This is a genomic window from Klebsiella sp. K47 (assembly GCF_051858335.1).
Taxonomy (GTDB): Bacteria; Pseudomonadota; Gammaproteobacteria; order Enterobacterales; family Enterobacteriaceae; genus Klebsiella; species Klebsiella pneumoniae.
Map to the genome: position 1 here is coordinate 65,359 of NZ_JBPYUI010000026.1, position 20,388 is coordinate 85,746.

The 20,388-nt window shown below is 55.5% G+C and carries 20 protein-coding genes; 19 read left to right on the plus strand and 1 reads right to left on the minus strand.

The window, feature by feature from the left end:
• Positions 1 to 78: 78 nt before the first annotated feature.
• Positions 79 to 180: a hypothetical protein gene (locus RRF55_RS21795; RefSeq protein ID WP_418133188.1), complete on the minus strand. Its 102-nt coding sequence runs from the start codon at positions 178 to 180 to the stop codon at positions 79 to 81.
• Positions 181 to 504: 324 nt separating this feature from the next.
• Here RRF55_RS21795 and sdhC point away from each other — a divergent pair, with 324 nt between their 5' ends.
• The 19 genes from sdhC to cpoB all read left to right on the plus strand — a co-directional run bounded on the left by sdhC (position 505) and on the right by cpoB (position 20,172).
• Positions 505 to 909, plus strand: a complete 405-nt coding sequence (gene sdhC, locus RRF55_RS21800) for a succinate dehydrogenase cytochrome b556 subunit (RefSeq protein WP_004142216.1) — start codon at positions 505 to 507, stop codon at positions 907 to 909.
• Entirely contained in the window at positions 903 to 1,250 is a 348-nt protein-coding gene (gene sdhD / locus RRF55_RS21805) for a succinate dehydrogenase membrane anchor subunit (RefSeq protein ID WP_002894949.1), read from the plus strand. Before sdhC ends, sdhD begins: the two co-directional genes overlap by 7 nt.
• A complete protein-coding gene (gene sdhA, locus RRF55_RS21810; RefSeq protein WP_004179067.1) occupies positions 1,250 to 3,016 on the plus strand; it encodes a succinate dehydrogenase flavoprotein subunit in 1,767 nt (588 codons plus the stop codon). The genes sdhD and sdhA overlap by 1 nt, the downstream gene beginning before the upstream one ends.
• Positions 3,017 to 3,031: 15 nt before the next feature.
• Positions 3,032 to 3,748: a succinate dehydrogenase iron-sulfur subunit SdhB gene (gene sdhB / locus RRF55_RS21815; protein WP_002894954.1), complete on the plus strand. Its 717-nt coding sequence runs from the start codon at positions 3,032 to 3,034 to the stop codon at positions 3,746 to 3,748.
• Positions 3,749 to 4,129: 381 nt separating this feature from the next.
• Positions 4,130 to 6,937 (plus strand): 2-oxoglutarate dehydrogenase E1 component, encoded by a 2,808-nt coding sequence (gene sucA / locus RRF55_RS21820; RefSeq protein ID WP_004147623.1) that lies wholly within the window; start codon positions 4,130 to 4,132, stop codon positions 6,935 to 6,937.
• A 14-nt stretch (positions 6,938 to 6,951) separates the two neighbouring features.
• Positions 6,952 to 8,178, plus strand: a complete 1,227-nt coding sequence (odhB, locus tag RRF55_RS21825) for a 2-oxoglutarate dehydrogenase complex dihydrolipoyllysine-residue succinyltransferase (RefSeq protein WP_009484141.1) — start codon at positions 6,952 to 6,954, stop codon at positions 8,176 to 8,178.
• 103 nt (positions 8,179 to 8,281) lie between these two features.
• Positions 8,282 to 9,448 carry an ADP-forming succinate--CoA ligase subunit beta gene (sucC, locus tag RRF55_RS21830; RefSeq protein WP_002895039.1) on the plus strand — a complete coding sequence of 389 codons (1,167 nt, stop codon included), beginning with the start codon at positions 8,282 to 8,284 and terminating at the stop codon, positions 9,446 to 9,448.
• Entirely contained in the window at positions 9,448 to 10,317 is an 870-nt protein-coding gene (gene sucD / locus RRF55_RS21835; RefSeq protein ID WP_002895043.1) for a succinate--CoA ligase subunit alpha, read from the plus strand. The genes sucC and sucD overlap by 1 nt, the downstream gene beginning before the upstream one ends.
• Before the next feature lie 824 nt (positions 10,318 to 11,141).
• Positions 11,142 to 12,710 carry a cytochrome ubiquinol oxidase subunit I gene (gene cydA / locus RRF55_RS21840; RefSeq protein WP_002895047.1) on the plus strand — a complete coding sequence of 523 codons (1,569 nt, stop codon included), beginning with the start codon at positions 11,142 to 11,144 and terminating at the stop codon, positions 12,708 to 12,710.
• Between the two features lie 15 nt (positions 12,711 to 12,725).
• A complete protein-coding gene (gene cydB / locus RRF55_RS21845; protein ID WP_002895049.1) occupies positions 12,726 to 13,865 on the plus strand; it encodes a cytochrome d ubiquinol oxidase subunit II in 1,140 nt (379 codons plus the stop codon).
• Positions 13,866 to 13,880: 15 nt separating this feature from the next.
• Complete coding sequence (cydX, locus tag RRF55_RS21850; RefSeq protein WP_002895051.1) at positions 13,881 to 13,997, plus strand: cytochrome bd-I oxidase subunit CydX; 117 nt, start codon at positions 13,881 to 13,883, stop codon at positions 13,995 to 13,997.
• Entirely contained in the window at positions 13,997 to 14,287 is a 291-nt protein-coding gene (gene ybgE / locus RRF55_RS21855) for a cyd operon protein YbgE (protein ID WP_023287382.1), read from the plus strand. The genes cydX and ybgE overlap by 1 nt, the downstream gene beginning before the upstream one ends.
• A gap of 149 nt (positions 14,288 to 14,436) precedes the next feature.
• Positions 14,437 to 14,841: a tol-pal system-associated acyl-CoA thioesterase gene (gene ybgC / locus RRF55_RS21860; protein ID WP_002895056.1), complete on the plus strand. Its 405-nt coding sequence runs from the start codon at positions 14,437 to 14,439 to the stop codon at positions 14,839 to 14,841.
• The gene (gene tolQ, locus RRF55_RS21865; protein ID WP_004152221.1) at positions 14,838 to 15,530 is read left to right on the plus strand and encodes a Tol-Pal system protein TolQ; all 693 of its coding nucleotides are present in this window, start codon (positions 14,838 to 14,840) and stop codon (positions 15,528 to 15,530) included. The genes ybgC and tolQ overlap by 4 nt, the downstream gene beginning before the upstream one ends.
• Before the next feature lie 3 nt (positions 15,531 to 15,533).
• Entirely contained in the window at positions 15,534 to 15,962 is a 429-nt protein-coding gene (gene tolR, locus RRF55_RS21870) for a colicin uptake protein TolR (RefSeq protein ID WP_002895061.1), read from the plus strand.
• Positions 15,963 to 16,061: 99 nt separating this feature from the next.
• On the plus strand, positions 16,062 to 17,387 hold the full coding sequence (tolA, locus tag RRF55_RS21875) for a cell envelope integrity protein TolA (RefSeq protein WP_004179068.1): 1,326 nt from the start codon (positions 16,062 to 16,064) through the stop codon (positions 17,385 to 17,387).
• A 129-nt stretch (positions 17,388 to 17,516) separates the two neighbouring features.
• Positions 17,517 to 18,809 (plus strand): Tol-Pal system beta propeller repeat protein TolB, encoded by a 1,293-nt coding sequence (gene tolB, locus RRF55_RS21880; RefSeq protein ID WP_002895066.1) that lies wholly within the window; start codon positions 17,517 to 17,519, stop codon positions 18,807 to 18,809.
• A 34-nt stretch (positions 18,810 to 18,843) separates the two neighbouring features.
• Positions 18,844 to 19,368 carry a peptidoglycan-associated lipoprotein Pal gene (pal, locus tag RRF55_RS21885; RefSeq protein ID WP_002895068.1) on the plus strand — a complete coding sequence of 175 codons (525 nt, stop codon included), beginning with the start codon at positions 18,844 to 18,846 and terminating at the stop codon, positions 19,366 to 19,368.
• 9 nt (positions 19,369 to 19,377) lie between these two features.
• Complete coding sequence (gene cpoB / locus RRF55_RS21890; RefSeq protein ID WP_002895071.1) at positions 19,378 to 20,172, plus strand: cell division protein CpoB; 795 nt, start codon at positions 19,378 to 19,380, stop codon at positions 20,170 to 20,172.
• Positions 20,173 to 20,388: the final 216 nt, after the last annotated feature.

Sequence of the window (20,388 nt, forward strand, 5' to 3'; positions counted from 1 at the left end):
CGGCGCTTGATGGCACGTCCTTCAGGGCTGCGGTGAAACAACAGCAAATCAGCGTTTTAGCAGTCCGAATATTAAAACCTATATACCACTAATAACTGTCCTGATTACATCGGTCAATACTGACACACTGTTACATAACTTATTCTCAGGTGAAAGAGTGACCCCATAACTTTTGAGCATTATTGCATTTAACTGGTAATGGTTGTAACAAGAATGTTTAATATTTGTCAAATCAGGTGATTAAAAATTAAAAAAATGTTGGTATCGTGACCTTGATCACTGTTCCGGAGAAAACCCAACAAACTATATGTAGGTTAATTGTAATGATTTTGTGAACGGCCTATACTGCGGCCAGGTCTCCGGAACACCCTGCAATCCCGAGCCACCCAGCGTTGTTTAGTGATGTTTTAATGCCTGAAAAGACGTTTTAACATGACTTCTGGTTATAGAAAGGACGCTGTCTGACCCGCAAGCAGACCGGAGGAAGGAAACAATAAGAACAGCATGTGGGCGTTATTCATGGTAAGAAATGTGAAAAAACAAAGACCTGTCAATCTGGATCTACAAACGATACGGTTCCCAATCACGGCGATAGCGTCCATTCTCCATCGCGTTTCCGGTGTCATCACCTTCGTGGCGGTCGGAATTCTGCTTTGGCTGCTGGGCACCAGCCTTTCCTCCCCAGAAGGTTTTCTGACGGCGGCCTCCATCATGGATAGCTTCTTTGTGAAGTTCATCATGTGGGGCATTCTCACCGCGCTGGCCTATCACGTCGTTGTCGGTATTCGCCATCTGATGATGGACTTTGGCTACCTTGACGAAACCCTCGAAGCAGGGAAACGTTCCGCCAAAATTTCTTTTGTTATTACTGTCGTGCTTTCACTTCTCGCAGGAGTCCTCGTATGGTAAGCAACGCCTCAGCACTGGGACGCAACGGCGTACATGACTTTATCCTGGTCCGTGCTACCGCCATCGTTCTGACCCTCTACATCATCTACATGGTTGGCTTCTTCGCCACCACCGGTGAAATCTCATGGGAAGTGTGGACCGGATTCTTTGCCTCCGGCTTCACTAAGGTCTTCACTCTGCTGGCTCTCGTTTCCATTCTCATCCATGCCTGGATCGGGATGTGGCAGGTGTTAACAGACTACGTTAAACCACTGGCTCTGCGCCTGGTTCTGCAACTGGCTATCGTTGTGGCGCTGGTGGCTTACGTTCTTTATGGATTTGTTGTGGTGTGGGGTGTGTAATGAAATTGCCAGTCAGAGAGTTTGATGCTGTTGTCATCGGTGCCGGCGGCGCAGGTATGCGCGCGGCGCTGCAAATTTCCCAGAGCGGACAGACTTGTGCACTGCTCTCCAAAGTGTTCCCTACCCGTTCCCATACCGTATCCGCGCAGGGTGGAATCACCGTCGCGCTCGGTAACTCCCATGAAGATAACTGGGAATGGCATATGTACGACACCGTAAAAGGGTCGGACTATATCGGCGACCAGGACGCCATCGAATACATGTGTAAGACCGGCCCGGAAGCGATTCTTGAGCTGGAGCACATGGGACTGCCGTTCTCTCGTCTTGACGATGGCCGTATTTATCAGCGCCCGTTTGGCGGCCAGTCGAAGAACTTCGGCGGCGAACAGGCGGCGCGTACCGCGGCGGCGGCTGACCGTACCGGTCACGCCCTGCTGCACACTCTGTATCAGCAGAACCTGAAAAACCACACCACTATCTTCTCCGAATGGTACGCCCTCGATCTGGTGAAAAACCAGGACGGCGCGGTAGTCGGTTGTACCGCCCTATGCATCGAGACCGGCGAAGTGGTCTACTTTAAAGCCCGCGCCACCGTGCTGGCGACCGGCGGCGCAGGCCGTATCTATCAGTCCACCACCAACGCCCACATCAATACGGGTGACGGCGTCGGGATGGCCATCCGCGCCGGCGTGCCGGTGCAGGATATGGAAATGTGGCAGTTCCACCCGACCGGTATCGCCGGGGCTGGGGTTCTGGTTACAGAAGGTTGCCGCGGCGAAGGCGGTTACCTGCTGAACAAACACGGCGAACGCTTTATGGAGCGTTATGCCCCGAACGCTAAAGACCTTGCGGGCCGTGACGTGGTGGCGCGTTCCATCATGATCGAAATCCGCGAAGGCCGCGGCTGCGACGGTCCGTGGGGCCCGCACGCGAAACTGAAACTGGATCACCTCGGTAAAGAGGTTCTGGAATCTCGTCTGCCGGGTATCCTTGAACTTTCCCGTACCTTTGCCCACGTCGATCCGGTGAAAGAGCCGATCCCGGTTATCCCAACCTGTCACTACATGATGGGCGGTATCCCGACCAAAGTCACCGGCCAGGCGTTGACCGTGAATGAGAAGGGCGAAGACGTGGTGATCCCGGGCCTGTTCGCGGTAGGCGAAATCGCCTGCGTATCGGTCCACGGCGCCAACCGTCTGGGCGGCAACTCGTTGCTCGACCTGGTGGTCTTCGGCCGCGCGGCGGGCCTGCATCTGCAGGAATCCATTGCCGAGCAGGGCACGCTGCGCGACGCCAGCGAATCCGATATCGAAGGCTCGCTGGATCGCCTCAACCGCTGGAACAACACCCGCTCTGGTGAAGATCCGGTGGCGATTCGTAAAGCGCTGCAGGAATGTATGCAGCATAACTTCTCGGTGTTCCGCGAAGGCGATGCGATGCACAAAGGTCTGGAGCAACTGAAAGTGATCCGCGAGCGCCTGAAAAACGCCCGTCTCGACGATACCTCCAGCGAGTTCAACACCCAGCGCGTTGAGTGCCTGGAGCTGGATAACCTGATGGAAACCGCCTACGCGACCGCCGTATCCGCTAACTTCCGTACCGAGAGCCGTGGCGCCCACAGCCGCTTCGACTTCCCGGATCGTGATGATGAAAACTGGCTGTGCCATTCCCTGTACCTGCCAGAGTCGGAATCCATGACGCGTCGTAGCGTCAATATGGAACCGAAACTGCGTCCGGCATTCCCGCCGAAGATTCGTACTTACTAATGCGGAGACAGGAAAATGAAACTCGAGTTTTCAATTTATCGCTATAACCCGGATGTTGACGACGCTCCGCACATGCAGGATTACACCCTTGAAGCGGAAGAAGGTCGTGACATGATGCTGCTGGATGCGCTGATCCAGCTGAAAGAAAAAGATCCGTCGCTGTCGTTCCGCCGCTCCTGCCGTGAAGGGGTCTGCGGGTCCGATGGTCTGAACATGAACGGGAAAAACGGTTTGGCGTGCATCACGCCAATCTCCGCGCTGAATCAGCCGGGCAAGAAGATTGTTATCCGTCCGCTGCCAGGATTACCGGTTATCCGTGATTTGGTGGTGGACATGGGGCAATTCTATGCACAATATGAGAAGATTAAGCCTTACTTGTTGAATAATGGGCAAAATCCTCCGGCTCGCGAGCATCTGCAGATGCCTGAGCAGCGTGAGAAACTCGACGGGCTGTACGAGTGTATTCTGTGCGCCTGCTGTTCGACCTCGTGCCCGTCGTTCTGGTGGAACCCGGACAAGTTCATCGGCCCGGCTGGCCTGCTGGCCGCGTATCGGTTCCTGATCGACAGTCGCGATACCGAAACCAGCGAGCGCCTGGACGGCCTGAGCGATGCTTTCAGCGTATTCCGCTGTCACAGCATTATGAACTGCGTCAGTGTGTGTCCGAAGGGGCTGAACCCGACGCGCGCCATCGGCCATATTAAGTCGATGCTGCTGCAGCGCAGCGCGTAAGCAACACGGTCTGTCCCGGATGGCGCTAGCGCTTATCCGGGCTACCAAAGCAGTAGCCCCGGCAAGCGTTAGCGCCGCCGGGGGATATAGCAGGAAATCTTTAAAAACCGCCACAAGATGTACCAGTAATCGAGGCGTTCAGTGCGAGGTAAGGCGGCAACTGAGCGCATCCCCGGGAGCATAGTGAACTATGTGACCGGGGTAAGCGAAGGCAGCCAACGCAACCGCAGCCTGAACGCTGAAGATTAATGGCAGTTTTTAAAGGTTCCTTAGCGGATAGAAACCACAACTCGTCCGCAACAAGTGAACCCCGGCACGTGCACTCGGTGTGCGTGGTAGTTTCTACGGCGAAATAAGCATATGAATGCTTAAGGGATCACGATGCAGAACGGCGCAATGAAAGCCTGGCTGGACTCTTCTTACCTCTCTGGTTCGAACCAGAGCTGGATAGAACAGCTCTATGAAGACTTCTTAACCGATCCTGACTCTGTTGACGCCAACTGGCGTTCAATGTTCCAGCAGTTACCTGGCACCGGAGTTAAACCGGATCAATTTCATTCCAAAACGCGTGATTATTTCCGTCGACTGGCGAAGGATGCCTCACGTTACACTTCTTCGATTTCCGACCCAGACACCAATGTGAAGCAGGTTAAAGTCCTGCAGCTCATCAACGCATACCGTTTCCGTGGCCACCAGCATGCGAATCTCGATCCGCTGGGGCTGTGGAAGCAAGAGAGAGTGGCGGATCTCGATCCGGCCTACCACGATCTGACCGAGGCCGATTTCCAGGAAAGCTATAACGTAGGTTCATTTGCCATCGGTAAAGACACGATGAAGCTGGGCGAGCTGATTGCCGCCCTCAAGCAAACCTACTGCGGCTCCATCGGCGCGGAATACATGCATATCACCTCTACCGAAGAAAAACGCTGGATCCAGCAGCGCATTGAATCGGTAGCTGGCAAAGCGAGCTTTACCGCGGAAGAGAAAAAACGCTTCCTCAGCGAACTGACCGCCGCGGAAGGTCTGGAGCGCTACCTCGGCGCCAAATTCCCGGGGGCGAAGCGCTTCTCGCTGGAGGGTGGCGACGCCCTGATCCCGATGCTCAAAGAGATGATCCGCCATGCAGGCAAAAGCGGCACCCGCGAAGTGGTGCTGGGCATGGCGCACCGCGGCCGTCTGAACGTGCTGGTCAACGTGCTGGGTAAAAAACCGCAGGACCTGTTCGACGAGTTCGCGGGCAAACATAAAGAACACCTCGGCACCGGCGACGTGAAGTACCACATGGGCTTCTCTTCCGATATGGAAACCGAAGGCGGTCTGGTGCACCTGGCGCTGGCGTTTAACCCGTCGCACCTCGAGATCGTCAGCCCGGTGGTTATCGGTTCCGTACGCGCCCGTCTGGATCGTCTGGACGAGCCAAGCAGCAACAAAGTTCTGCCTATTACCATCCACGGCGACGCCGCCGTCACCGGCCAGGGCGTGGTTCAGGAAACTCTGAACATGTCCAAAGCCCGCGGTTACGAAGTGGGCGGTACCGTGCGCATCGTTATCAACAACCAGGTGGGCTTCACGACCTCTAACCCGCTGGATGCGCGCTCAACGCCGTACTGCACCGACATCGGTAAAATGGTGCAGGCGCCGATTTTCCACGTCAATGCGGACGATCCGGAAGCGGTCGCCTTCGTCACCCGTCTGGCGCTTGATTTCCGCAATACCTTTAAACGCGATGTCTTCATTGACCTGGTGTGCTACCGCCGTCACGGCCACAACGAAGCCGATGAGCCGAGCGCAACCCAGCCGCTGATGTATCAGAAGATCAAAAAGCATCCGACTCCGCGCAAAATCTATGCTGACAAGCTGGAGCAGGAGAAGGTGGCGACTCTGGAAGATGCGACCGAGCAGGTTAACCTCTACCGCGATGCGCTGGATGCCGGCGAATGCGTGGTGCAGGAATGGCGTCCGATGAATATGCATTCCTTTACCTGGTCGCCGTACCTCAACCACGAGTGGGACGAGAGCTATCCGGATAAAGTTGAGCCGAAACGTCTGCAGGAGTTGGCCAAACGCATCAGCACGGTACCGGAAGGTATCGAAATGCAGTCCCGCGTGGCGAAAATTTACGCCGACCGCCAGGCGATGGCGGCAGGCGAGAAGCTGTTTGACTGGGGCGGTGCCGAAAACCTGGCCTACGCCACGCTGGTTGACGAAGGTATTCCGGTTCGTCTGTCCGGCGAAGACTCCGGCCGCGGCACCTTCTTCCACCGTCATGCGGTGATCCATAACCAGACCAATGGTTCAACCTACACGCCGCTGCAGCATGTCCATAACGGCCAGGGCCAGTTCCGCGTTTGGGACTCGGTACTGTCTGAAGAAGCGGTGCTGGCGTTCGAATATGGTTACGCCACCGCCGAGCCGCGCACTCTGACCATCTGGGAAGCGCAGTTTGGCGACTTCGCCAACGGTGCGCAGGTGGTGATCGACCAGTTCATCTCCTCCGGTGAGCAGAAGTGGGGGAGGATGTGCGGCCTGGTGATGCTCCTGCCGCACGGTTACGAAGGCCAGGGCCCGGAGCACTCCTCCGCGCGTCTGGAGCGTTATCTGCAGCTGTGCGCTGAACAAAACATGCAGGTCTGCGTGCCGTCCACGCCGGCACAGGTTTATCACATGCTGCGTCGCCAGGCGCTGCGCGGTATGCGTCGTCCGCTGGTGGTGATGTCGCCGAAGTCGCTGCTGCGTCATCCGCTGGCGGTCTCCAGCATGGATGAGCTGGCGAACGGCACTTTCCTGCCGGCTATTGGTGAAATCGATCAACTTGATCCGCAGGCTGTGAAGCGCGTTGTGCTGTGCTCTGGTAAGGTTTACTACGACCTGCTGGAACAGCGCCGCAAAAACGAGCAAAAAGATGTCGCTATCGTTCGTATCGAGCAGCTCTATCCGTTCCCGCATCAGGCGGTGCAGGAAGCGCTGAAAGCGTATGCGCACGTGCATGATTTTGTCTGGTGCCAGGAAGAGCCGCTCAACCAGGGCGCATGGTACTGCAGCCAGCATCACTTCCGTGAAGTGATTCCGTTTGGGGCCTCTCTGCGTTATGCAGGCCGCCCGGCCTCCGCCTCTCCGGCGGTAGGGTATATGTCCGTTCACCAGAAACAGCAACAAGATCTGGTCAATGACGCGCTGAACGTCGATTAATTAAAGGATACACAATGAGTAGCGTAGATATTCTGGTTCCCGACCTGCCTGAGTCCGTAGCTGACGCAACCGTCGCCACCTGGCACAAAAAACCGGGCGACGCGGTCGTCCGTGACGAAGTTCTGGTCGAAATCGAAACTGACAAAGTGGTACTGGAAGTACCGGCATCAGCGGACGGCATTCTGGATGCAGTGCTGGAAGACGAGGGCGCCACCGTCCTGTCTCGCCAGATCCTTGGCCGCCTGCGCGAAGGCAACAGCGCAGGTAAAGAAAGCAGCGAGAAAGCCGATGCGAAAGCGTCCACTCCGGCGCAGCGTCAGCAGGCCTCTCTGGAAGAGCAGAACAACGACGCGCTGAGCCCGGCGATCCGTCGTCTGCTGGCTGAACACAACCTTGACCCAGCGGCCATCAAAGGCACTGGCGTCGGCGGCCGTCTGACCCGCGAAGACGTTGAGAAACATCTGGCGAAAGCCCCGGCGCCGGCAGAAGCCAAAGCGCCAGCCGTCGCCCCGGCAGCCGCGCCGGCGCCGCAGCTGGGCCACCGTTCGGAAAAACGCGTCCCGATGACCCGCCTGCGTAAACGCGTAGCCGAACGTCTGCTGGAAGCGAAAAACTCTACCGCCATGCTGACGACCTTTAACGAAGTCAACATGAAGCCCATCATGGATCTGCGTAAGCAGTACGGTGAGGCGTTCGAAAAACGTCATGGCATCCGCCTGGGCTTTATGTCCTTCTACGTGAAAGCGGTAGTGGAAGCGCTGAAACGCTATCCGGAAGTGAACGCTTCCATCGATGGCGACGACGTGGTGTACCACAACTACTTCGACGTCAGCATGGCCGTATCCACTCCGCGCGGTCTGGTCACCCCGGTTCTGCGTGACGTCGACCTGCTGGGCATGGCGGATATCGAAAAGAATATCAAAGAGCTGGCAGTGAAAGGCCGCGACGGCAAGCTGACCGTAGACGACCTGACCGGCGGTAACTTCACTATTACCAACGGCGGCGTCTTCGGCTCCCTGATGTCCACGCCGATCATCAACCCACCGCAGAGCGCTATTCTGGGTATGCATGCCATTAAAGACCGTCCGATGGCGGTCAATGGCAAGGTAGAGATCCTGCCGATGATGTACCTGGCGCTCTCCTATGACCACCGTCTGATCGACGGACGTGAATCGGTAGGCTTCCTGGTGGCGATTAAAGAGCTGCTGGAAGATCCGACCCGTCTGCTGCTGGACGTGTAGTCAGCAAGCGTATTACCTACCGTAGGCCGGATAACACGCGTTAGCGCCGTTATCAGGCCTACAGGTTTAAAGATAATTACACCCTGAAGGATGGACTGAACACATGAACTTACATGAATATCAGGCAAAACAACTTTTTGCCCGCTATGGCTTACCGGCGCCGGTGGGTTATGCCTGTACTACTCCGCGTGAAGCAGAAGAAGCCGCTTCAAAAATCGGCGCGGGTCCGTGGGTAGTGAAATGTCAGGTTCACGCTGGTGGCCGCGGCAAAGCGGGCGGTGTGAAAGTAGTTAAGAGCAAAGAAGAGATCCGCGCATTTGCCGAGCACTGGCTGGGCAAACGTCTGGTGACCTATCAAACAGATGCGAACGGCCAGCCGGTTAACCAGATCCTGGTTGAAGCGGCGACCGATATTGACAAAGAGCTGTACCTGGGCGCGGTTGTTGACCGCAGCTCCCGTCGCGTGGTGTTCATGGCGTCTACCGAAGGCGGCGTGGAAATCGAGAAAGTGGCGGAAGAGACCCCGCACCTGATCCACAAGATCGCCATCGATCCGCTGGCGGGCCCGATGCCTTACCAGGGTCGTGAACTGGCGTTCAAACTGGGTCTGGAAGGTAAACAGGTTCAGCAGTTCACCAAGATTTTCATGGGGCTGGCGACTATTTTCCTTGAGCGCGACCTGGCGCTGATCGAGATCAACCCGCTGGTGATCACCAAGCAGGGCGACCTGATCTGCCTCGACGGCAAACTGGGCGCTGACGGCAACGCGCTGTTCCGCCAGCCGGATCTGCGCGAAATGCGCGATCAGTCTCAGGAAGACCCACGTGAAGCGCAGGCGGCGCAGTGGGAACTGAACTACGTCGCGCTGGACGGCAACATCGGCTGCATGGTTAACGGCGCAGGCCTGGCGATGGGTACCATGGACATCGTTAAGCTGCACGGCGGCGAACCGGCTAACTTCCTCGACGTAGGCGGCGGCGCGACCAAAGAGCGCGTGACCGAAGCGTTCAAAATCATCCTCTCTGACGACAACGTTAAAGCGGTGCTGGTTAACATCTTCGGCGGCATCGTGCGTTGCGACCTGATCGCTGACGGCATCATCGGCGCGGTAGCGGAAGTAGGGGTTAACGTTCCGGTTGTTGTACGTCTGGAAGGTAACAACGCCGAACTGGGCGCGAAAAAACTGGCTGACAGCGGCCTGAATATTATTGCAGCGAAAAGTCTGACGGACGCAGCACAGCAGGTTGTTGCCGCAGTGGAGGGGAAATAATGTCAGTTTTAATTAATAAAGATACCAAGGTTATCTGCCAGGGCTTCACCGGTAGCCAGGGGACCTTCCACTCTGAACAAGCGATCGCTTACGGTACGCAAATGGTTGGCGGCGTGACGCCAGGCAAAGGCGGCACCACTCACCTGGGCCTGCCGGTGTTCAACACCGTGCGCGAAGCCGTTGAAGCGACCGGCGCGACCGCGACCGTGATCTACGTTCCGGCGCCGTTCTGCAAAGATTCCATCCTGGAAGCGATCGACGCGGGCATTAAGCTTATCATCACCATCACCGAAGGTATCCCAACGCTGGATATGCTGACCGTGAAGGTGAAGCTGGACGAAGCGGGCGTGCGTATGATCGGCCCGAACTGCCCGGGCGTTATCACTCCGGGCGAGTGCAAAATCGGCATCATGCCGGGTCACATTCACAAGCCGGGTAAAGTGGGCATCGTTTCCCGTTCCGGCACCCTGACCTATGAAGCGGTTAAGCAGACCACCGACTACGGCTTCGGCCAGTCTACCTGCGTCGGTATCGGCGGCGACCCGATCCCGGGCTCCAACTTCATCGATATCCTGAAGATGTTCGAGGAAGATCCGCAGACCGAAGCGATCGTCATGATCGGTGAGATCGGCGGCAGCGCGGAAGAAGAAGCGGCTGCTTATATTAAAGATCATGTCACTAAGCCGGTTGTCGGCTACATCGCGGGTGTTACCGCGCCGAAAGGCAAGCGTATGGGCCACGCGGGCGCTATCATCGCCGGCGGTAAAGGTACAGCGGATGAGAAATTCGCAGCGCTGGAAGCGGCGGGTGTGAAAACTGTTCGCAGCCTGGCCGACATCGGCGAAGCGCTGAAAGCTATTATCAAGTAAACCCTCTCTGCTTGTCCGCAAGCAGAAATCTGTCCGATTTCGACATGGTTGGCCACCGTCAGGTGGCCTTTTTTGTGACCGTTATCCCGTCTCGTCAGAACCGCAGCGCCAACAACGAATTGATTTTATGCGAAAAGCCCTATCTATCATATTGATTTAATTTATTATTTAATAAGTATTTTCGATGCGCTGTACTGGCTAAAAAATATATCCCGGCTGTACCGTTGGGAAACAAAAGCGGCAGCGAAAAAGCGTGGGGCAGGGGATAAGGAAGCAGATAAAATACTGTGAGCGGTCTAACATTATTCGGATCGGTTCCTTTTTTTTGTTTTTTTTCCACGACGTTAAATAATATTACCTATGATTCTCATATCTCTCTTTTTAGTAACTGGAAAAGCCATAGTTTAAACACTTAATTAACATTAAGTTCACCAATATTCTTTATTGGGCTACATAATTAACACATAGAGTAAAAATTGATTTATATCAATACTTAATCCTTGGAAAAATCCCTCAAAAAACGTTAAATTGTCTCAAGTCAAATTGGCTGAATTCAGCCATCTTCACTATATATTGATCACCGTCGAAAAATGTAAAACTGGAACAATAAAAACATATTTATTGTAAGGTTATTGCGGCGTAATATATTGGGGAATCAATTGGGTTTTTCGTTAACGTATTTGTAACCTTACCCTGGCATGGTTTTACCTTCGATTGAAACCTGCTGTGGACGGGCGACAAATAAATTTGTATTGGGGCATGCGTATGAGCCAGAGCTTCTCGGTTCATTTTCGGAGTCTTCATGCGATGAGCAAGGAGTCATGATGTTAGATATAGTCGAACTGTCGCGCTTACAGTTTGCCTTGACCGCGATGTACCACTTCCTGTTTGTGCCGCTAACGCTCGGTATGGCGTTCCTGCTGGCCATCATGGAAACGGTCTACGTCCTTTCCGGCAAACAGATTTATAAAGATATGACCAAATTCTGGGGCAAGTTGTTTGGTATCAACTTCGCGCTGGGTGTGGCGACCGGTCTGACCATGGAGTTCCAGTTCGGGACTAACTGGTCGTATTACTCACATTACGTGGGCGATATCTTTGGTGCGCCGCTGGCCATTGAAGGTCTGATGGCCTTCTTCCTCGAATCCACCTTTGTAGGTCTGTTCTTCTTCGGTTGGGATCGTCTGGGCAAAGTTCAGCACATGGCCGTCACCTGGCTGGTTGCGCTGGGTTCCAACCTCTCCGCGCTGTGGATCCTTGTCGCCAACGGCTGGATGCAGAACCCTATCGCATCGGACTTCAACTTCGAAACCATGCGTATGGAGATGGTCAGCTTCTCTGAACTGGTGCTCAACCCGGTCGCCCAGGTGAAATTCGTTCACACTGTGGCGTCGGGCTATGTCACCGGCGCGATGTTCATCCTGGCGATTAGCTCCTGGTACATGCTGAAAGGTCGCGACTTCGCCTTTGCCAAGCGCTCCTTTGCCATCGCAGCCAGCTTCGGTATGGCGGCGATCCTCTCCGTTATTGTGCTGGGTGACGAATCCGGTTACGAAATGGGTGACGTGCAGAAAACCAAACTGGCGGCTATCGAAGCAGAGTGGGAAACCCAGCCTGCGCCGGCGGCCTTCACCCTGTTTGGTATTCCCGATCAGAATGCGCAGACCAACCACTTTGCGATCCAGATCCCCTACGCGCTGGGCATCATTGCTACCCGCTCGGTGGACAAGCCGGTTATCGGCCTCAAGGATCTGATGGTTCAGCACGAAGAGCGTATCCGTAACGGCATGAAAGCCTACGCGCTGCTGGAACAGCTGCGCGCCGGTTCAACCGATCAGGCCGTGCGTGACCAGTTCAATAACGTGAAGAAGGACCTCGGTTATGGCCTGCTGTTGAAGCGCTATACCCCGAACGTCGCTGACGCCACGGAAGAGCAGATCGCCAAAGCGACCAAAGACTCCATTCCAAGCGTCGCACCGCTGTACTTCGCCTTCCGTATCATGGTGGCGTGCGGCATCCTGATGCTGCTGATTATAGGCGCCTCCTTCTGGAGCGTGATCCGTAACCGCATCGGCGAGAAAAAATGGCTGCTGCGCGCCGCATTCTACGGCCTGCCGCTGCCGTGGATTGCCGTGGAGTCGGGCTGGTTTGTTGCCGAATACGGCCGTCAGCCGTGGGCGATTGGTGAGGTCCTGCCGACGGCGGTGGCTAACTCATCATTAACCGCGGGCGATCTGATCTTCTCAATGTTGCTGATCTGCGGTCTGTACACGCTGTTCCTGGTGGCTGAACTGTTCCTGATGTTCAAGTTTGCCCGCAAAGGACCTAGCAGCCTGAAAACCGGCCGCTATCACTTTGAACAGTCCTCTGCGGCTATTCAGTCGGCACGCTAAGACAGGAGTCGTCAAATGATCGATTATGAAGTATTGCGTTTTATCTGGTGGCTGCTGATTGGCATTCTGCTGATTGGTTTTGCCGTCGCCGACGGGTTCGACATGGGGGTGGGCATGCTCACCCGCTTCCTCGGCCGCAACGACACCGAGCGTCGGATTATGATCAACGCCATCGCCCCGCACTGGGACGGTAACCAGGTGTGGCTGATCACCGCCGGCGGCGCGCTGTTCGCTGCCTGGCCGATGGTTTACGCCGCGGCGTTCTCTGGCTTCTATGTGGCGATGATTCTGGTGCTGGCCTCGCTGTTCTTCCGTCCGGTCGGTTTTGACTACCGTTCCAAGATCGAGGACACCCGCTGGCGCAACATGTGGGACTGGGGCATCTTCATCGGTAGCTTCGTGCCGCCGCTGGTGATTGGCGTGGCCTTTGGCAACCTGCTGCAGGGCGTGCCGTTCCACGTCGATGAATACCTGCGTCTGTTCTATACCGGTAACTTCTTCCAGTTGCTGAACCCGTTTGGTCTGCTGGCCGGTATCGTCAGCGTGGCGATGATCCTGACTCAGGGCGCCACCTACCTGCAGATGCGTACCGTAGGCGAACTGCACCTGCGTACTCGCACCGTTTCCATGGTGGCGGCGCTGGTGACGCTGGTCTGCTTCGCGCTGGCGGGCGTGTGGGTCTACTACGGCATCGACGGCTATGTGGTGAAATCGGTGATTGACCATACCGGCCCGTCTAACCCGCTGACCAAGGAAGTGGTGCGGGAAGCTGGCGCGTGGATGGTGAACTTTAACAATATGCCAGCGCTGTGGGCGGTGCCTGCCCTGGGCGTGGTGTTGCCGCTGCTGACCGTCGTTTCGACCAAAGCGGATAAAGGTGCCTGGGCATTCCTGTTCTCCTCGCTGACCCTGGCCTGCATCATTCTGACTGCCGGTATCGCGATGTTCCCGTTCATCATGCCGTCCAGCACTATGCTGAACGCCAGCCTGACAATGTGGGACGCGACCTCCAGTCAGCGGACGCTGAACCTGATGACCTACGTGGCGATTGTTTTCGTGCCGATCATTCTGGCCTACACCAGCTGGTGTTACTGGAAGATGTTTGGCCGCATCACGCGCGAAGACATCGAAAAGAATACCCACTCGCTGTACTAAGGTAAGGAGCTATATATGTGGTACTTCGCATGGATTTTGGGAACGCTTCTTGCCTGTGCTTTTGGGGTCATTACCGCGCTGGCGCTTGAGCACGTGGAAGCCACCAAAGCCGGGAAGAAAGAAGAAATCTGATGAAATTTATCGCTACTCTGTACGCGATAATGGACAAGCGCCCGCTCCGGGCGCTTTCCTTATTGATGGCGCTGCTGCTGGCTGGCTGCATTTTCTGGGATCCGTCGCGCTTTGCGGCGAAGACCAGCGAGCTGGAAATCTGGCATGGTTTCTTGCTGATGTGGGCGGTTTGCAGCGGCGTTATTCACGGCGTGGGCTTTCGCCCGCGTGCCGTTCACTGGCAGGGGATTTTTTGTCCGCTTCTCGCTGATATCGTGCTCGCTTTAGGTCTCTTCTTTTTCTTCTTTTGAATAAGAGATCTCTGTTAATGCTATGGGCTTGCATAAGCCCATAAAAATTTACGCCCCGTTTACTTTCCCCCATTCCAAACCACCTTTCCCGCGCGTATAGTAGCGAAGTTTGAAAGCTCTAACCTTTTTTTGCATTACCGGGATGTAAAGTGAATACAACGCTGTTTCGATGGCCGGTTCGGGTCTACTACGAAGATACCGATGCCGGTGGTGTGGTTTACCACGCCAGTTACGTCGCTTTTTATGAAAGAGCACGCACAGAGATGCTGCGCCACCATCACTTTAGTCAACAGGTGCTGTTGGCTGAACGCGTTGCCTTCGTGGTTCGCAAAATGACGCTGGAGTATTTTGCCCCCGCCAGACTCGACGACATGCTCGAAGTCCAGACGGAAATTACCTCGATGCGCGGCACCTCTTTGGTTTTCACGCAGCGAATCGTCAACGCCGAGAATACAGTGTTAAACGAAGCTGAGGTTCTCATTGTGTGCGTTGATCCACTCTTAATGAAGCCACGTGCGCTTCCCAAGTCTATTGTCGCGGAGTTTAAGCAGTGACTGACATGAATATCCTTGATTTGTTCCTGAAGGCGAGCCTTCTGGTAAAACTTATCATGTTGATTTTGATTGGTTTTTCTATCGCTTCCTGGGCTATCATTATTCAGAGAACGCGTATCCTTAACTCGGCCGCGCGTGAAGCTGAAGCGTTCGAGGACAAATTCTGGTCCGGGATCGAGCTCTCTCGTCTGTACCAGGAGAGCCAGGGGCGTCGCGATAACCTGACCGGTTCGGAACAAATCTTCTACAGCGGTTTCAAAGAGTTTGCACGCCTGCATCGGGCTAACAGCCATGCGCCGGAAGCGATTGTCGAAGGGGCATCGCGTGCGATGCGTATTTCGATGAACCGCGAACTGGAAACGCTGGAGACCCATATTCCGTTCCTCGGCACCGTAGGCTCGATCAGCCCGTATATCGGTCTGTTCGGTACCGTCTGGGGGATTATGCACGCCTTTATCGCCCTTGGCGCGGTGAAGCAGGCCACCCTGCAGATGGTGGCGCCAGGTATCGCCGAAGCGCTGATCGCCACCGCGATTGGTCTGTTCGCCGCGATCCCGGCGGTCATGGCGTATAACCGCCTGAACCAGCGCGTGAACAAGCTTGAACTGAATTACGACAACTTTATGGAAGAGTTCACCGCTATTCTGCACCGTCAGGCCTTTACCACCAGCGAAAGCAATAAGGGGTAAGCCATGGCCAGAGCACGTGGACGCGGACGTCGCGAACTGAAGTCCGAGATCAACATCGTTCCGCTGCTGGATGTCCTGCTGGTGCTGCTGCTGATCTTTATGGCAACGGCGCCGATCATTACGCAGAGCGTGGAAGTCGATCTGCCGGACGCCACGGAATCGCAAGCGGTGAAAAGCAATGACGATCCGCCGGTGATTGTGGAAGTCTCCGGGGTAGGGCAGTACAGCGTGAAGGTGGGGCAGGAGACGCTGTCCCAGCTGCCGCCGGAGCAGGTAATTGCCGAAGCGAAGCGTCGTCTTGAAGCCAATGAAAAAACGGTATTCCTGATCGGCGGTGCGAAAGACGTCCCTTACGATGAAATTATTAAAGCGCTGAACCTGTTGCATAGTGCAGGGGTTAAATCGGTCGGCTTGATGACCAAACCTATTTAATCGCTTCAGGTAGGTGCGTCCGCGCGGCGTCCGGTGGCGGGTATCGCTCGCCGTCGGTGCGCATCGCGGATACAGGCGAACAGTTTTTGGGAACCGATAGTGTCAAAGGCAACCGAACAAAACGACAAGCTTAAACGAGCGATCATCATTTCAGTCGCGCTGCACATCATTCTGATCGCGCTGCTGATCTGGAGTTCGTTTGACGAGCATCTGGATGCCTCTGCCGGCGGCGGCGGCGGATCGTCGATTGATGCCGTCATGGTCGATCCGGGGGCGGTGGTAAATAACTATAACCGTCAGCAACAGCAGCAGGCCAGCGCACGTCGCGCCGCTGAACAGCGTGAAAAACAGGCGCAGCAGCAGGCGGAAGAGTTACGTGAGAAACAGGCGGCGGAACAGGAACGGCTGAAACAGCTCGAACAGGAGCGGCTGCAGGCGCAGGAAGCGGCGAAAGAAGCGAAGGAGCAGCAGAAGCAGGCTGAAGAAGCGGCTGCCAAGGCCGCCGCGGCGGCAAAAGCCAAAGCGGACGCACAGGCAAAAGAAGCGCAGGAAGCCGCTGCCAAAGCGGCCGCCGAGGCGAAAGCGAAGGCGGATGCCCAGGCGAAAGCGGCAGAACAGGCGGCGGCCAAGGCGGCTGCTGACGCGAAGAAGCAGGCCGAAGCCGCTGCAGCGAAAGCCGCTGCCGAGGCGAAGAAACAGGCGGAAGCTGAAGCGGCGAAAGCTGCGGCCGAGGCGCAGAAGAAAGCGGAAGCGGCGGCTGCGAAGAAAGCGCAACAGGAAGCGGAGAAAAAAGCCCAGCAGGAAGCGGCTAAGCAGGCGGCAGCTGAAAAAGCGGCTGCCGAAAAAGCCGCTGAGAAAGCCGCCGCGCAAAAAGCGGCCGCTGAGAAGGCCGCCGCCGAGAAAGCCGCAGCCGCTGAAAAAGCGGCGGCAGCGAAAGCGGCTGCAGCAGAGAAGGCTGCAGCTGATAAAGCGGCCAAGGCGGCAGCAGCAAAAGCCGCGGCGGCGAAGAAAGCGGCGGCTGCGAAAGAAGCGGACGGCGTTGACAACCTGCTCGGCGATCTGAGTTCTGGTAAGAATGCGCCTAAAACAGGCGGTGGGGCCAAAGGAAACAATGCCTCCGCTGCCGGGAGTGGTAATACTAAAAACAGTGCCTCAGGGGCTGATATCAACAACTATGCCGGACAGATAAAATCGGCGATTGAAAGTAAGTTTTATGACGCATCGTCCTATGCGGGCAAAACATGTACCTTGCGTATCAAACTTGCTCCTGACGGCCTGTTGTTAAATATACAGTCCGAAGGTGGTGATCCTGCTCTGTGCCAGGCCGCTCTTGCCGCAGCCCGACAGGCTAAGTTTCCGAAACCACCTAGCCAGGCAGTATATGAAGTCTTCAAAAATGCGCCACTGGACTTCAAACCTCAGTGACATTTTTCCCCGTGCAAACGGGGAAAAACAATCTATGGTAGTCACAGGGTTTTGGTAGTTTTGTATATTTGAGTTTGTTAACATTCTGCTAAATTATCGTGGGCTTTCCGCCCGGATAAGGGAGATATGATGAAGCAGGCATTACGAGTAGCATTTGGTTTTTTAATGCTGTGGGCGGCGGTGCTGCACGCAGAAGTACGTATCGAGATCACCCAGGGGGTGGACTCGGCGCGCCCTATCGGCGTGGTACCGTTCCAGTGGGCCGGCCAGGGCGCTGCGCCGGAAGATGTCGGTGGTATCGTGGCAGCTGACCTGCGCAACAGCGGTAAATTCAATCCGCTGGATCGCTCTCGTCTGCCGCAGCAGCCGACCAGTGCCCAGGAAGTGCAGCCTGCTGCCTGGTCTGCGCTGGGTATTGACGCCGTAGTCGTCGGCCAGGTCACGCAAAATCCGGATGGTTCTTATCAGGTTGCGTATCAACTGGTGGACACCGGCGGAGCGCCGGGCACAACGCTGGCGCAAGGTTCTTTTAAAGTCACTAAGCAGTACCTGCGCTATGCGGCGCACGCGGCCAGCGACGCGGTATTTGAGAAGCTGACCGGCATCAAGGGCGCCTTCCGTACCCGTATCGCCTACGTGGTGCAGAAAAACGGCGGCCAGTACCCTTACGAACTGCGCGTGTCCGACTACGATGGTTACAACCAGTTCCTGGTTCACCGTTCCTCCCAGCCGCTGATGTCCCCGGCCTGGTCTCCGGACGGTTCTAAACTGGCCTACGTTACCTTTGAAAGCGGTCGTTCTGCGCTGGTGGTTCAGACCCTGGCGAACGCCTCTGTGCGTCAGATCGCCTCCTTCCCGCAGCACAACGGCGCCCCGGCGTTCTCACCGGATGGTTCTAAATTGGCGTTCGCGCTGTCGAAAACCGGTAGCCTGAACCTGTACGTAATGGATCTGGGATCGGGTCAGATTCGTCAGGTGACCAACGGTCGCAGCAACAACACCGAACCAAGCTGGTTCCCGGACAGCCAGAATCTGGCCTTCACTTCTGACCAGGCAGGTCGTCCGCAGGTATATAAAGTCAACATTAATGGCGGCACGCCGCAGCGTATCACCTGGGAAGGTTCTCAGAACCAGGACGCCGACGTGAGCGCGGATGGTAAAACCATGGTAATGGTCAGCTCGGCCGGCGGTCAGCAGCACATTGCCAAACAAGATCTGGAAACGGGTGGTGTACAGGTTCTGTCATCAACGTTTTTAGACGAAACGCCAAGTCTGGCACCTAACGGCACTATGGTAATCTACAGCTCTTCTCAGGGGATGGGATCCGTGCTGAATCTGGTTTCTACAGATGGGCGTTTCAAAGCGCGTCTTCCGGCAACTGATGGACAGGTAAAATCGCCTGCCTGGTCGCCGTATCTGTGATAATAAATAATTGATTATTAAAGGAATCAAAGAAATGCAACTGAACAAAGTGCTGAAAGGGCTGATGATCGCTCTGCCGGTTATGGCAATCGCGGCATGTTCTTCTAACAAGAACGCCAGCAACGACCAGAGCGGTGAAGGCATGCTGGGTGCCGGCACTGGTATGGACGCTAACGGTAACGGCGGCAACATGTCTTCTGAAGAGCAAGCTCGTCTGCAGATGCAGCAGCTGCAGCAGAACAACATCGTTTACTTCGATCTCGACAAGTACGATATCCGTTCTGACTTCGCTGCTATGCTGGACGCGCACGCTAACTTCCTGCGCAGCAACCCGTCCTACAAAGTGACTGTAGAAGGTCACGCGGATGAGCGCGGTACGCCGGAATACAACATCGCTCTGGGTGAGCGTCGTGCTAACGCCGTTAAGATGTATCTGCAGGGCAAAGGTGTTTCTGCCGATCAGATCTCCATCGTTTCTTACGGTAAAGAAAAACCAGCAGTACTGGGTCATGACGAAGCGGCATATGCCAAAAACCGTCGCGCCGTACTGGTTTACTAAGAGAATTGCATGAGCAGTAACTTCAGACATCATTTATTGAGTCTGTCGTTACTGGTTGGCATAGCGGCCCCCTGGGCCGCTTTTGCTCAGGCGCCAATCAGTAGTGTCGGCTCAGGCTCGGTCGAAGACCGCGTCACTCAACTCGAGCGTATTTCCAATGCTCACAGCCAGCTTTTAACCCAACTCCAGCAACAACTCTCTGATAACCAGACTGACATTGATTCTCTCCGCGGGCAGATCCAGGAGAACCAGTACCAGCTGAATCAGATCGTTGAGCGCCAGAAACAGATTCTGCTGCAGATAGATAGTTTGAGCAGCGGTGGCGGCGCAGCATCAGGTGCGCAGGCTCCGTCGTCTTCTGGCGATCAGAGCGCGGCTGCCACCAGCGCAGCGCCAGCGGCCACCTCAGGCGCCCCGGCGATGACCGGCGATGCGAACACCGATTATAATGCCGCTATTGCCCTGGTGAAGGATGCCTCACGCCAGGATGACGCGATGGTGGCGTTTCAAAACTTCGTCAAAAAGTACCCGGATTCAACCTACCAGCCAAACGCTAACTACTGGCTCGGGCAGTTGAACTACAATAAGGGGAGAAAAGACGACGCGGCGTTTTACTTCGCTTCGGTGGTGAAGAACTACCCGAAATCGCCAAAAGCGCCTGACGCGATGTTTAAAGTCGGCGTGATCATGCAGGACAAAGGTGATACCGCGAAAGCGAAAGCGGTTTACCAGCAGGTGATCAATAAATTCCCCGGCACCGACGGTGCGAAACAAGCGCAAAAACGACTTAATGCTCTTGGTTGATTACGGCATGACCAGAAATTGCGTTATTTCTGGTCTTGTCGCCTGAATCGCCAGCAGTTAAGTGATCTTTATCGAAATTTTAGTTGCGCTGAATTCTGAAATCAGTAATATATGCCGCCGTTGCCAAGGGATATCAAACAAGCCCAAAGCAATGCCAGAGTGGGTCGTTAGCTCAGTTGGTAGAGCAGTTGACTTTTAATCAATTGGTCGCAGGTT

Coding starts and splice junctions, on each gene's coding strand:
- sucC (WP_002895039.1), top strand. CDS start 8,282: ATGAACTTACATGAATATCAGGCAAAACAACTTTTTGCCCGCTATGGC.
- tolR (WP_002895061.1), top strand. CDS start 15,534: ATGGCCAGAGCACGTGGACGCGGACGTCGCGAACTGAAGTCCGAGATC.
- ybgE (WP_023287382.1), top strand. CDS start 13,997: ATGAAATTTATCGCTACTCTGTACGCGATAATGGACAAGCGCCCGCTC.
- sdhD (WP_002894949.1), top strand. CDS start 903: ATGGTAAGCAACGCCTCAGCACTGGGACGCAACGGCGTACATGACTTT.
- sucD (WP_002895043.1), top strand. CDS start 9,448: ATGTCAGTTTTAATTAATAAAGATACCAAGGTTATCTGCCAGGGCTTC.
- pal (WP_002895068.1), top strand. CDS start 18,844: ATGCAACTGAACAAAGTGCTGAAAGGGCTGATGATCGCTCTGCCGGTT.
- sdhA (WP_004179067.1), top strand. CDS start 1,250: ATGAAATTGCCAGTCAGAGAGTTTGATGCTGTTGTCATCGGTGCCGGC.
- cydX (WP_002895051.1), top strand. CDS start 13,881: ATGTGGTACTTCGCATGGATTTTGGGAACGCTTCTTGCCTGTGCTTTT.
- cydB (WP_002895049.1), top strand. CDS start 12,726: ATGATCGATTATGAAGTATTGCGTTTTATCTGGTGGCTGCTGATTGGC.
- sucA (WP_004147623.1), top strand. CDS start 4,130: ATGCAGAACGGCGCAATGAAAGCCTGGCTGGACTCTTCTTACCTCTCT.
- odhB (WP_009484141.1), top strand. CDS start 6,952: ATGAGTAGCGTAGATATTCTGGTTCCCGACCTGCCTGAGTCCGTAGCT.
- sdhB (WP_002894954.1), top strand. CDS start 3,032: ATGAAACTCGAGTTTTCAATTTATCGCTATAACCCGGATGTTGACGAC.
- cpoB (WP_002895071.1), top strand. CDS start 19,378: ATGAGCAGTAACTTCAGACATCATTTATTGAGTCTGTCGTTACTGGTT.
- sdhC (WP_004142216.1), top strand. CDS start 505: ATGTGGGCGTTATTCATGGTAAGAAATGTGAAAAAACAAAGACCTGTC.
- RRF55_RS21795 (WP_418133188.1), bottom strand. CDS start 180: ATGCTCAAAAGTTATGGGGTCACTCTTTCACCTGAGAATAAGTTATGT.
- cydA (WP_002895047.1), top strand. CDS start 11,142: ATGTTAGATATAGTCGAACTGTCGCGCTTACAGTTTGCCTTGACCGCG.
- tolB (WP_002895066.1), top strand. CDS start 17,517: ATGAAGCAGGCATTACGAGTAGCATTTGGTTTTTTAATGCTGTGGGCG.